This window comes from Serratia sp. 506_PEND (assembly GCF_001076875.1).
GTDB lineage: Bacteria > Pseudomonadota > Gammaproteobacteria > Enterobacterales > Enterobacteriaceae > Serratia > Serratia marcescens.
On sequence record NZ_JVEL01000388.1, the window covers coordinates 15,319 to 27,147 of the forward strand.

An 11,829-nucleotide genomic window follows, 5' to 3' on the forward strand; every position below is an offset into this window, starting at 1 on the left:
CACTTTGGCGAGGAAAAAATTAAAAGCGATAAAAATAAGTGAGTTATAAAATTCGCGTCGCCATTGGGCAGACCAAGCGATAAAAAACGTTTCAGTTAACGTTTCAATCGCGGTTTCAATCGGCATATTTGAAACATGACTGAAACAAGGCTACACCTAATGCAGCCACTTTCATTCGGTAACCCACCATGAGCGATCACATCACGCCGTCCCGCACGCCAGACAAACCGGTGATCTGGACCGTCTCCATCACCCGCCTGTCCGAACTGTTCCGGGACATCAGCCTCGAGTTCGACCACCTGGCGGCCATCACCCCGATCCGCCTCGGCTTTGAGGAGGCGGTGCAGCATATCCGCGCTCGCCTGGCGACCGAGCCTTGCGACGCCATCATCGCCGCCGGCTCCAACGGCGCCTACCTGAAAAGCCGCCTGTCGGTGCCGGTCATTTTGGTCAAACCCGGCGGCTTCGACCTGCTGCAGGCGCTGAGCCAGGCGCGCAGAACCGCCGATCGGATCGGCGTCATCACCTACAAAACGCCCCTGCCCGCGCTGCTGGAGTTCCAGCAAACCTTCGATCTGCCGCTGGAGCAGCGCAGTTACGTCACCGAAGAGGACGCGCGCGGCCAGATCGCCGAGCTGAAAGCCGCCGGCATTCAGGCGGTGGTCGGCGCCGGCCTCATCAGCGATCTGGCGGAAGAGGCCGGGCTCACCGCCATTTTTCTCTATTCCGCCGCCACCCTGCGCGCCGCCTTCAGCGACGCACTGGACGTGACGCGCCTGATGCTGGGCGGCGGCAAACGCGGCGGCGATTACGCCGCGCGCAATACCCTGCAGCCGCGCTATGGGCTGAGCGATTTACAGGGCGATTCCCCGCAGATGGAACAGACGCGACGCACCATCATGCTGTACGCCCGATCGCCGGCGGCGGTGTTGATCGAAGGCGAAACCGGCACCGGCAAAGAGCTGGCGGCGCAGGCGATCCACCGCGAATACTTTTCCCGGCGCGGCGCGACGCCGCCGTTCGTCGCCATCAACTGCGGCGCCATCGCCGAATCGCTGCTGGAGGCGGAGCTGTTCGGCTATGAGGAAGGCGCCTTCACCGGCTCACGACGCGGCGGCCGACGCGGGCTGTTGGAAACCGCCAACGGCGGCACCCTGTTTCTGGACGAGATCGGCGAAATGCCGCTGCACCTGCAAACCCGGCTGCTGCGGGCGCTGGAAGAAAAAACCATCACCCGGGTGGGCGGGCAACAGCCGGTAAAGGTCGATTTTCGCGTTATCAGCGCCACCCACACCCGCCTGGAGCAGGCGATTCAACAGGGCGATTTTCGCGCCGATCTGTTTTACCGTCTGAGCGCCCTGCGGCTGCAGCTGCCGCCGTTGCGGGCGCGCGGCAACGATATTGCGATGCTGGCGGAACACTTTCTGAAACAGTCGCTGGCGGCGCTCGACGTGCCGCTGACGGAGCCGCTGCGCGCCGCCCTGGCCGGGTGTTACACCGCTCTCAGTCATTACGCCTGGCCCGGCAACCTGCGCGAGCTGCGCAACATGATGGAACGGGTGGCACTGATGCTGAGCACCGGCGCTGCGCCGAGCGGCGAGACCCTGCAGTGGCTGCTGCCGGAGCTGGCGGTGGCGCCGCCGCCCGAGACGCCGGCGGCGCCCGTCTCCGCCCACGAAGCCCTGGCGCGGTGCGGGGGCGACCACGCCGCCGCCGCCCGGTTGCTCGGGATCAGCCGCACCACCTTATGGCGCCGGCTGAAAAAACCGAACTGAGCATCAGCCGGCGCGCCGGCCGTCCGAGGCCGGCAGCAGCCGCGCTCGCCGATCGCCCAGCAGGTTCATGCCCGCCGCCGCCAGCAGGATGATCGCCGCGCCCAGCAGCTGCCACGCAGACAGCCGGTGGCCAAACGCCAGGCGATCCACCAGCATGGCGGCGATCGGATAGATGAACGACAGCGAGCCGATCAGGTGGGTCGGCAGCCTCTGCAACGCGCCGTACATCAGCACGTACATCAGGCCGGTGTGCAACACGCCGAGCGTCGCCAGCATCCCCCACTGCCCAACGCTGGCCGACGCATGAAAATCCACCAGCGGCAACAGCATCACCGCCCCCACCGTCACCTGGATCAGCGCAATAAGATGCGGCGGCGTGCCCTTCAGCCGCTTGGCCGCCAGCGCCATCAGGGCGTAGAAAAACGCCGCGCCGAGCGCCAGCGCGATGCCGGCCAGATAATGGCTCTGCTCCCCCGCCTGCCGCGGCTGCGCCAGCACCACCAGCATCATGCCGCCGAACGCCAGCCCCAGCCACAGCAGCTTGCGGGCGGTCAGCCGTTCCCCCAGAAACAGCGCTCCCAGCCCCACCAGCATAAACGGCTGGGTGTTGTACACCGCGGTGGCGATGGAGATAGACGCATAGGAATAGGCGGCGAACAGCAGCAGCCAGTTGATCACCAGCGCGACGCCGCCGGCGATCGCCAGCAGCAGCGTGGCGCGCGTCAGCGCATCGCGTCGCAGCTGCCCCAATACGCCGCACACCGCCAGCAGCACCAGCGCGCCTACCGCGCAGCGCCAAAACACCACGTTGATAACCGGCTGGCCGGACATCAACACAAACCAGCCGATAGAGCCGGAAATCAACATCGCCGCCGCCATCTCCAGCGATCCGCGTTTTATCTCTGCATTCATTCTGCGTTCCTCGAAGCTTGCCCAGAGACATAGCTTGCGGCTTCGCAGGGCGGCTTTCCATAGCATAAAAAAGGCAAATATGCTTAACTGTCTTTTTCTCGCAGCTATAATAAATAAAATACCTAACGGAGGCGTTATGGATGATATCGATCGCCAAATCCTGACCATTCTGGCGGAAGATGCGCGCGCGTCGTTGAAGACGCTGAGCGCGCAGGTGGGGCTGTCGTCGCCAAGCACGTCGGAAAGACTGCGGCGGCTGGAAGAAAGCGGCGTGATCCAGGGCTATACCCTGAACGTCAATCTGCAGGCGGTGGGCTACGCCTTCGAGTCGCTGGTGCGCATCAAGCCGCTGCCGGGCATGCTGAAGAAGGTCGAGCAGCTGATTCAGGCGATCCCGGAAGTGGTCGAATGCGATAAGGTGACCGGCGAAGACTGCTTTATCGTGCGGCTGGTGGCGCACTCGATGGCGCAGCTCGACCACACTCTCGATCGGCTGGCCGAGCATGCGCAGAGCAACACCTCGATCGTGAAAACCACGCCGGTCAAGCGCCGCCTGCCGCCGCTGCTCTGATTAACGCCGCCGCTTGCGGGCGAACGGGTTACCGCGCTTCTTCTCTTTTTTGGCCGCATCGGCGGCGGATTGCAGCGCCGCCAGATGCGCCTTGTCGGCCTCCGGCACCGCGCGCTGCTCGATCGGGAACACCGGCAGCGACGCCAACAGCCGCGAACCGTAATTTTTGGTCAGCAACCGGCGATCGTAGATCACGATCTCGCCGTAGCATTGGTTGCTGCGGATCAGACGGCCGACCTGCTGGATCAGGTTGAACGAGGCGCTCGGCAGGCTCTGCACTTCGAACGGATAGCGCTTCAGCGATTTCAGCCACTCGCCTTCGGTGATGATCACCGGGCTGTCGATCGGCGGAAACGCGATTTTGTGAATATGCACCTGGGTCAGCAGTTCGCCTTTCAGATCCAGCCCTTCGGCGAACGATTGCAGCCCCACCAGCACGCTGGCGACGCCCTTTTCCACCCGCTTGCGGTGCTCTTCCACCAGCCGGTAGCGCGGCTGGTCGCCCTGCACCAGCAGCATCAGCCGCAGATCGGTCACGTAGCTGAGGAAAGTCTGCATCGCCCGGTGGCTGCTGAACAGGATCAGCATGCCTTTGTGCTTGCCGCTCGCCTGCTCGGCGCGGAAAAACCGCGCCATCTCCTCGAGGTGCTCCGCCTCGTTGGCGAGCGCCGGTTCATAGCGCATCTGCGGAATGACAATCTTGCCCTGTTCGACGTGATTGAACGGCGATGAGAGCGTTTCGAAGCGGTCGCCGGCCTTCTCGCTCAGCCCGCTCATCTCCTGCAAACGCGCGAAGCTGTTCAGTGAACGCAGCGTGGCCGAGGTGACCACCACGTGCGGCACCTTGCGCCACAGCAGCTTCTCCAGCTGATCGCTGACGCGGATGCCGACGCAGTGCAAATACAGATGGGTGACGTTATCGCGCAGTTCGCGCGTGACCCATTTGGAGATCGGCGCGTTGGACGACTTGTCGAGCGCCGCCAGCCGCCACAGCTTGCTCATCGCCTCCAGATAGCCCAGCGTGCGGCTCATCTGCAAGATGGCGCGGTGCAGGCGCATGATGTCGTGCTTGCCGGTCTGCTCGGTAAGATCGTTAAGCACGAACTCCGCCAGCCCGCGCAGCGCATCGGTCAGTTTGAACAGCCGCGCGCAGCTCTCCACCATCTCCGCGGGCAGCTCGCCCATTTCAAAACGGTGCTCGGCCGCCACGCTGTCGCCGGGCAGATAGGCGCTGACCTGATGCTCGAAGATCTGCACCAGCTCACGCAGCTCCTCGCAATGGTTCTTCAGCCGTTCGCTGTTGGCCAGCCCCGGCGGATTCTTCGGCCGGTACTGCGTCATGCACTGCTCGACCTGGCGGACGATCATGTCCAGCTGCAGGTTGGTCGACAGCGCGGTGATTTCCCCGTCGATCTCCAGCGCATCGCGCGCCACCTCCGGCAAATGGTGGCCTTCGTCCAGCACCAGCAGCAATTCTTTCGGGTTCGGCAGCACCGATTCCGTCTCCAGCGCCGCCATCACCAACGCGTGGTTGGCCACCACCACGTCGGCGCTCTCGATCTCTTTGCGGGCGATATAAAACGGGCATTCACGGATGTAATGGCAGTTGCGCCCCAGGCAGTTGGCCTTGTCGGTGCTCAGCTTGGCCCACAGCGGATCGTCGATGCTCTGCTGATAGTGATCGCGCAGTCCGTCCCACTCGAAGCGGGCCAACGCCTTGGTCAGTTTCTGGCACAGCGCCTGCTCTTCGCCGCTGGACGGCGCCAGTTCGTCGTCGAGGAACAGCGTCAGATCGCCCTGTTGGCTAACGTCGGTGCTCATCGCCGCCAGGTTGCGCGGGCAGACGTAACGCCCGCGGCCAAAGGCGCCGGTAAATTTCAGATCGGGGATAATCTTCTTCAGCAGCGGCAAATCTTTGCTGTAGATCTGGTCCTGCAGCGCCACGTTGGCGGTGCTCACCACCAGCGGCTTGCTCTCCGCCCGCCCGACGGCGATGCCCGGGATCAGGTAAGACAGCGTTTTGCCGACGCCGGTCGGCGCCTCGATCGCCAGATGGCGCGGGTAGTCGCCGGCCAGCGTCTTCGCCACTTCGGCGATCATCTGGCGCTGGGGCGCGCGGGAAATAAAATCCGGTATTTGCTGCTGCAGGGCTTTGTACCACTGGCCAATCTGATCTTTAACTGCGGAGGAGAGCGCCATTCAACTCTTATCTAAACGAAATGATGGCGCTATTGTCCCACAGACCGCCGGCGACGTCAGCCCGAGTTACGCCTGCGGATCGATCATTGAGGCGCGCCCGCCGCCGAACGACCACTCGTCCAACTGGGTGGTGGCGATCACCACCATCACATCCTCGGGGTTCAGCCGCAGCTTTTCCGCCAGCAGCGCCGCCAGCCGTCGGTAGAAACGCCGCTTGGTGTCGCTGTCGCGCGGCCGCCCGGCGGTGATGTAAAACAGCACGAAATCCGCGCTGCGCGGCCCGCCGAGATAGTCGCGATCGTAGATAAGCTCGCCGGGGCGGTATTGATCGATCACCTGAAATTTGTCCGCCGGCGGCACGTCGAACGCCTCCACCAGCGCCTGATGCAGGCTGTCGGACAAGGTTTGCAGATAGTCGGCGGACTTGCCCTGATGCAGGGCGATGCGGCTAAACGGCATGGGGCGCCTCCGGTTCCAGCTCGCGCAGGCGCGCCACGGCCGACGCCGCCGCGGGCCAGCCGGCGTAGAACGCCAGGTGGGTGATGAGCTCAGCCAGCTGCTGATGCGCCACGCCGTTGCGCTGAGCCAGTTGCAGGTGAAACGGCAGCTGTTCCACGCGGTTAAGCGCCACCAGCGCGGCGACGGTGATCAGGCTGCGTTCGCGCGGGCTCAGCGCCGGCCGCTGCCAGACATCGTCAAACAAGACGCTGTCGCTGAGCTGCGCCAGCTTGGGGGCGATATCGCCGAACGCCTGTTGCCCGGCCTGGGATTTTGATGGCATCACACTCTCCTGTCAGTTGCGGATAGCCTTACGCTACCCGCCAGCGAGGCGAGTGAAAATCGGGATTTTCGGCAGTCTCAGTTCAGAAAAACGGGAGGGTTCCCCGCCGGGCGGCGGGGCGATGTCACGGTTCCAGCGGGGCAACGCCGTCGAAATGGGCGCTCAGCAGCGCATTCAGCTCCGGCCGCTGTTCCACCCGTTCGGCAATGGCGTACAGTCGCGGGCAGTGTTGCCGGAACCACGCGCGGCCCGGCCGCCAGTTGCACATTACCGCCAGGTACAGATCCAGCGCGCTGAAGCTCTTGCCGAGAAACCACGGGCCAGACGCTCCTGCGGCGGCGTTCAACTGCCGCAATAAACGCTCGCGATAATCCATTACCGCGTTTTTCAGCTGTTCCGCCCCTGCCGCCTGCGGCTGCCAGCGCTGCGGATGGTCGGCATAGGTGAAGGTGGGGTAAATCTCCGCGTTGATGAACAGCAGCCAGCGCAGAAAACGCGGCAACAGCGGCGAACCGCCGGGCGGCGCCAGTTCGGCATGCGGTGCGCGATCGTGCAGCAGCAGGATAATCGCCGCGCTCTCCGTCATCACTTCGTCATTGGGCAGCACTAAGGTGGGCACCTGACCCAGCGGGTTCAGCGCCAGCAGGCGATCGCGCTCCGGGCCGTCCTGCGTGTAATCCACCTCCTCATAGCCCCAGGGGAAAGCGGTCAACGCCAACGCGGCGGCCACGATGGTCGAGCCGCAGCCCTGCGTACCGAACAAAGTATAAGTATCGTGCATGATTCCTCCCGCAGCGGAACAAGGTATCGGTAACTGTAGACCAGCCGCCGACCATCGGCTGAAGAAAAAATTCACCCTTTGCGCGACTTTTTTAATCGTTCGACATGAAAATGAATTTTTTGTCATAAATGGATCACATTACTACGGTAAAAATTCTCCGCCGCCAACAATCAGGCGGCACAGTGAAACAGCAATGCAACTGATGATAAGCGTCTTTCAATCGAATAAAGCAGGGTAACCCATGAAACGTAATCTTCTGGCCGTTATTATTCCGGCACTTTTACTTGCGCAAGCGGCACAGGCAGCAGAAATCTACAATAAAGACGGCAACAAGCTCGATTTTTACGGCCGTGTAAAAGCCCTGCATTATTTCTCCGATGATGCCGGCAACGACGGTGATAAAACTTACGTCCGCATCGGCTTTAAAGGCGCGACTCAGATTAACGATATGCTGACCGGCTACGGCCAGTGGGAATATCAGATCGCCGCCAACCATACTGAATCCGACGGCACTAAAGACACCAAAACGCGTCTGGGCTTCGCCGGTCTGAAATATAAGGATCTCGGCTCCTTTGACTACGGCCGCAACTACGGCATCATTTACGACGTCGGCGCCTGGACGGATATGATCCCTGAATTCGGCGACGATGCTTATATCAAGACCGACAACTTCATGAACGGCCGCACCAACGGCGTCGCCACCTACCGTAATAACAACTTCTTCGGTCTGGTTGACGGCCTGAAATTTGCCGTGCAGTACCAGGGCAAGAACGAAAACGACGGCCGCTCCGCCAGCAAGGCGAACGGCGACGGTTGGGGCCTCTCCTCCAGCTACGAAATCATCGACGGTCTGAGCGTGGGTGCCGCCTATGCCTCTTCCAACCGCACCGCCACGCAAAAAGCGGGCACCTTCGGTAAAGGCGACAAGGCCGATATCTGGGCCGGTGGTCTGAAATACGACAACAACAACGTCTACCTGGCCGCGACTTATTCGCAGAGCCGCAATATTGCGCCTATTTCCGGCACCGCCACCATCAATAACAATTCGACTTCCGTTAGCGGCTTCGCCAATAAAGCGGAAGGGATTGAATTGGTCGCGCAATATCAGTTCGACTTCGGTCTGCGCCCATCGCTGGGTTACGTTCAGCAGAAAGGCAAAGATATTGAAGGCATCGGCGATGTCGATCTGGTGAAATATTTCGACGTGGCGGCGACCTATTACTTCAACAAAAACATGTCCACTTATGTCGAATATAAAATCAACCAGCTCGATGACGACAACAAGCTGGGCCTGAAAAACGACGACGTCGTTGTTCTCGCCCTGACCTACCAGTTCTGATGTGATGAATGAATAACCACCACTGCAAACTTTAGCGTCACTTGATACCCAGAGTTTTATTTCGCCGGGCGGCTGCGTCCGGCTTTTTTGTTTTTATTTTCCCCGCCAACGAATCCCCCCGCTTGCCTTGCAAAACAAACGGGTCTACATGTATAGCTTTCCCCCGAGCGGAATCAGCCATGCACAACGACGGACGCTTCGACTTCCACAACGCCGTGCGCTACAGCAGCGACGAGCTGGCCAACATCCTCAACCACTGTTTTGAAAACTACATTGTACGCTTCGTGCTCGACGGGCCGGCCTTCGCCGCCCGCTTCGGCGCCGAAGACCTCAGCCTGAACGACAGCCTGATCGTCACCCATCGCCAGGAACCGGTGGCGGTGGCGCTGATCGCCCGTCGCGGCCGACACAGCCGGGTTGCGGCTTTTTCCGTGCGCCCGGAGATCCGCGGCCAGGGGCTGGGCAAGGCGCTGATGCAGCGGGTGGTGGCGGATGCCCGTCAGCGCGGCGACCATCGGCTGTCGCTGGAAGTGATCGAAGGCAACGACGCCGCGCTGGCGCTGTACCATCGCGCCGGACTGCGCATCGTGCGCACCCTGACCGGCCACCAGGCGCCGGCGGAAGTGCCGCCAGGCACGGCGGTGCTGCAGGCGGTCGATCCGTTGACCGTCAGCCATCGCCTGACGGCGGAAGGCGCCACCGACCTGCCCTGGCTGATTGCCCCCGAATCGCTGTTCAAGCTGCCGGGCACACCGCGAGCCTATACGCTCAATCGTCAGGCCTACGCCGTGGTGATGCCCGGCGCCGAGCACTGCTGGCTGCGCCTGATCTACGTGCCCCCGCAGCACCGCGGTCAGGGGCATGCCCGCGCCTTGCTAGCCGCCCTGCAAGCGCAGTTCGCCCCTTTGCCGCTGACCGCCAACGTCTTTGTGCCCGAGGTGGCCGCCCCCTTCTTTACGCATCTTGGCTGGCGTCAGGAGCCCCTGCGCCAGTTCGAGATGGATATGCTGCTGGACAGCCCACAAGACTAAAACCGAGAGAGAGAACGATGGCAGGAAAACAGGCAAGGAAACTCACCCTTGGCGCGGCAGTTGGCGTCGCGCTGCTGACGCTGGCCGGTTGCGCGCAGCCGCCGCATACCGACGCTCAGGCCCAGCAGCGGCTGGCGGATCAGTCGGTGCTGGCGGTGAACTGGTTCCAACAGTCCGGCGAATACCAGGCGCTGGCGCATCAGGCGTTCAACAGCGCGCAACGCGCCTTCGATCAGGCCAAGACCGCGCCGGGCCGCAAAAAGGCGGTGGTGGTCGATCTGGATGAAACCCTGTTGGACAACAGCGCCTACTCCGGCTGGCAGGCGCAGCACGGCCAGCCGTACGACGGCGCCACCTGGGCCCAATGGACGCAGGCCGAACAGGCCGGCGCGGTGCCGGGCGCAGTGTCGTTTGCCCGCTACGTTAACGCCCACCAGGGGACGATGTTCTACGTCTCGAACCGCAAGCAGAGCGAATACGCCGCCACGGTGGCCAACATGCAGAAGCTCGGATTCACCGGCATGTCGGAAAAAACCGTGCTGCTCAGCACCGATACCTCCAATAAGCAGGCGCGCTTCGACGCCATCAAACAAGCCGGCTATGACATCGTGGTGTACGCAGGCGACAACCTGAACGACTTCGGCGCCGCGACTTACCACCAGGACAATGCGCAGCGCCGGGCGTTCGTCAGCGAGAATCAGGGCAAGTTCGGCACCGAATTCATCGTGCTGCCCAACCCGCTGTACGGCGATTGGGAAAGCGGCCTGGCTCGCGACTACAACAAGCTGACGCCGCAACAGAAGCTGCAGGTGCGCCAACAGGCGATCAAGGCCTGGCGCGGGCGCTGATCCAGGAAGAGGGAGAAATGCCCCATATAAGTCAAAAAAGGGATTAACGGAGCATGCCGCCGAACCAATGCGGACGTTAGTTCGGCGGCACGAAGATGAAGAAATACGGATGCTCAAATGTTGAGTTGCGGGTATCAGAAATGTGAGAAATCGGCCATGGTTAGGCGAAGCAAACAGCAAGTGATGAAAACAGCTGCCCATATTGAGCGGCCGGTTACCTCTGGTTCAGATTTCATGGTTCAACCTGCGGTAATCACTGGGTTCAATCCCATATCGCTTCATCTTGTTATACAACGCACCGCGTGAGAGATTGAGCGCGATGGCGACTTGGCGCATGTTGCCCTGTTTGTCCATCAGGCAGAGCTCGATTAGCGCCTTCTCGCCATCCTTCAGATTAAAACTTTTTGCGTTCTCGCGTGGTATGCCTAAATCAAAATTGGTGGGCAGACGAAGCTCCTCAGGGAGATCCTTGCCCCGGATATCGTTCGTATCGGTCAGGTTAATTGTTCGCTCAACGATATTTTCCAGTTCACGCACATTTCCGGGCCAGTCGTAGTTTTCCATCAACTGCAACGCCGAACCGGAAAATAGTGCGCGTTCACGATTGAGTGCGCGACAAATTTTTTCACAGAACCAGTCAGCTAGCTCTTTAATATCTTCTTTTCTTGCACGCAATGGCGGAATAGGCAGGTTGATCACGTTCAGGCGAAAATAGAGGTCACGCCGGAATGAGCCATGCTCAATATCTCTTTTCAAATCGCGGTTGGTTGCGGCAACAATTCGCACATTCACTTTCAGCGGCCGCTTACCGCCGATACGCATCACTTCACCCTCTTGCAAGACTCTTAACAGGCTTGCCTGTGCATCGAGAGGCATATCGCCGATTTCATCGAGGAAAAGCGTTCCCCCATCTGCCAGTTCAAACTTTCCGGCAGCCCCACCACGTCTGGAACCAGTAAACGCACCATCCTCGTAGCCAAACAATTCGCTTTGCACCAGATCGCGCGGAATTGCGCCGCAGTTAACAGCCAGGAATGGACCGGTATTGCGATTGCTTCCATTATGGATGGACTGAGCAAATAGCTCCTTGCCCGTGCCGCTCTCGCCCGTCAGAAGCACTGTACTGTCACTGCGCCCAGCGTTACGCGCTTTGTTGCGTGTGTCCTGCATCACTCGTGACTGGCCGAGAATCATGTCAAAGTTGTAACTGGCGCTGCTGCCAATAACGCGACGCGTCATATCACGCACGCGTCGGTTATCTCGCATTGAAATGACACGACCACCTTCCGGCATGACGACAACCGAGATCACGCATGAGATGCGCGAATCAGGGCCTGGGCAAAGTGTGATGTTGCGATCTTTGCAGGCTGTCAGCTCCTTCAATGAGCAGTTTTCGGGCAGCAAGACTTCATCAACATCACGGAAGCGAACATCTTCTTGTATGTCTAATACCTGGCGGGCATAGCGGTTTAACTGTCGAATCGTGCCTTGCTCGCTGACGACCAACACCCCTTCATTGAGCGATTCCATCACCGACTCCTGCTCATTGACCAGATGACGCAAAATCAACTGCTGTGAAATGGCTTCGGCAG

Annotated in this window: 11 protein-coding genes; 5 read left to right on the forward strand and 6 right to left on the reverse strand. The window is 60.8% G+C overall.

All coding sequences use genetic code 11. From position 1 onward, the window contains the following. The first annotated feature begins 188 nt into the window (after positions 1-188). Positions 189-1,775: a propionate catabolism operon regulatory protein PrpR gene (gene prpR / locus ADK28_RS13520; RefSeq protein WP_048795887.1), complete on the forward strand. Its 1,587-nt coding sequence runs from the start codon at positions 189-191 to the stop codon at positions 1,773-1,775. Positions 1,776-1,778: 3 nt separating this feature from the next. Here the strand turns inward: prpR and ADK28_RS13525 are convergent, their stop codons facing one another. Continuing rightward, positions 1,779-2,687 (reverse strand): DMT family transporter, encoded by a 909-nt coding sequence (locus ADK28_RS13525; protein WP_048795888.1) that lies wholly within the window; start codon positions 2,685-2,687, stop codon positions 1,779-1,781. 136 nt (positions 2,688-2,823) lie between these two features. Between ADK28_RS13525 and ADK28_RS13530 the strand changes: the two genes are divergently transcribed. Further along, a complete protein-coding gene (locus ADK28_RS13530) occupies positions 2,824-3,258 on the forward strand; it encodes an Lrp/AsnC family transcriptional regulator (protein WP_016928538.1) in 435 nt (144 codons plus the stop codon). Here the strand turns inward: ADK28_RS13530 and dinG are convergent, their stop codons facing one another. The 4 genes from dinG to ADK28_RS13550 all read right to left on the reverse strand — a co-directional run bounded on the left by dinG (position 3,259) and on the right by ADK28_RS13550 (position 7,019). After that, positions 3,259-5,457, reverse strand: coding sequence for an ATP-dependent DNA helicase DinG (gene dinG / locus ADK28_RS13535; protein WP_033640940.1), 2,199 nt, complete (start codon positions 5,455-5,457; stop codon positions 3,259-3,261). Between the two features lie 66 nt (positions 5,458-5,523). Next, positions 5,524-5,916 carry a tautomerase family protein gene (locus ADK28_RS13540; protein WP_033640941.1) on the reverse strand — a complete coding sequence of 131 codons (393 nt, stop codon included), beginning with the start codon at positions 5,914-5,916 and terminating at the stop codon, positions 5,524-5,526. Beyond that, positions 5,906-6,238, reverse strand: a complete 333-nt coding sequence (locus ADK28_RS13545) for a carboxymuconolactone decarboxylase family protein (RefSeq protein ID WP_033640942.1) — start codon at positions 6,236-6,238, stop codon at positions 5,906-5,908. Before ADK28_RS13545 ends, ADK28_RS13540 begins: the two co-directional genes overlap by 11 nt. 124 nt (positions 6,239-6,362) lie before the next feature. Next, entirely contained in the window at positions 6,363-7,019 is a 657-nt protein-coding gene (locus tag ADK28_RS13550) for a glutathione S-transferase family protein (RefSeq protein ID WP_033640943.1), read from the reverse strand. Positions 7,020-7,260: 241 nt separating this feature from the next. Between ADK28_RS13550 and ompC the strand changes: the two genes are divergently transcribed. The 3 genes from ompC to ADK28_RS13565 all read left to right on the forward strand — a co-directional run bounded on the left by ompC (position 7,261) and on the right by ADK28_RS13565 (position 10,237). Then, the gene (gene ompC, locus ADK28_RS13555) at positions 7,261-8,358 is read left to right on the forward strand and encodes a porin OmpC (protein ID WP_025302059.1); all 1,098 of its coding nucleotides are present in this window, start codon (positions 7,261-7,263) and stop codon (positions 8,356-8,358) included. Positions 8,359-8,537: 179 nt separating this feature from the next. Then, the gene (locus ADK28_RS13560) at positions 8,538-9,389 is read left to right on the forward strand and encodes a GNAT family N-acetyltransferase (RefSeq protein ID WP_048795889.1); all 852 of its coding nucleotides are present in this window, start codon (positions 8,538-8,540) and stop codon (positions 9,387-9,389) included. Between the two features lie 17 nt (positions 9,390-9,406). Then, a complete protein-coding gene (locus tag ADK28_RS13565) occupies positions 9,407-10,237 on the forward strand; it encodes a 5'-nucleotidase, lipoprotein e(P4) family (protein ID WP_016928544.1) in 831 nt (276 codons plus the stop codon). 225 nt (positions 10,238-10,462) lie between these two features. On the opposite strand, the gene ADK28_RS13570 is transcribed toward ADK28_RS13565, so the two are convergent. Continuing rightward, positions 10,463-11,829, reverse strand: a 1,367-nt coding sequence (locus ADK28_RS13570) for a sigma-54 interaction domain-containing protein (RefSeq protein ID WP_048795890.1), incomplete at its 5' end; no start/stop codon positions are given.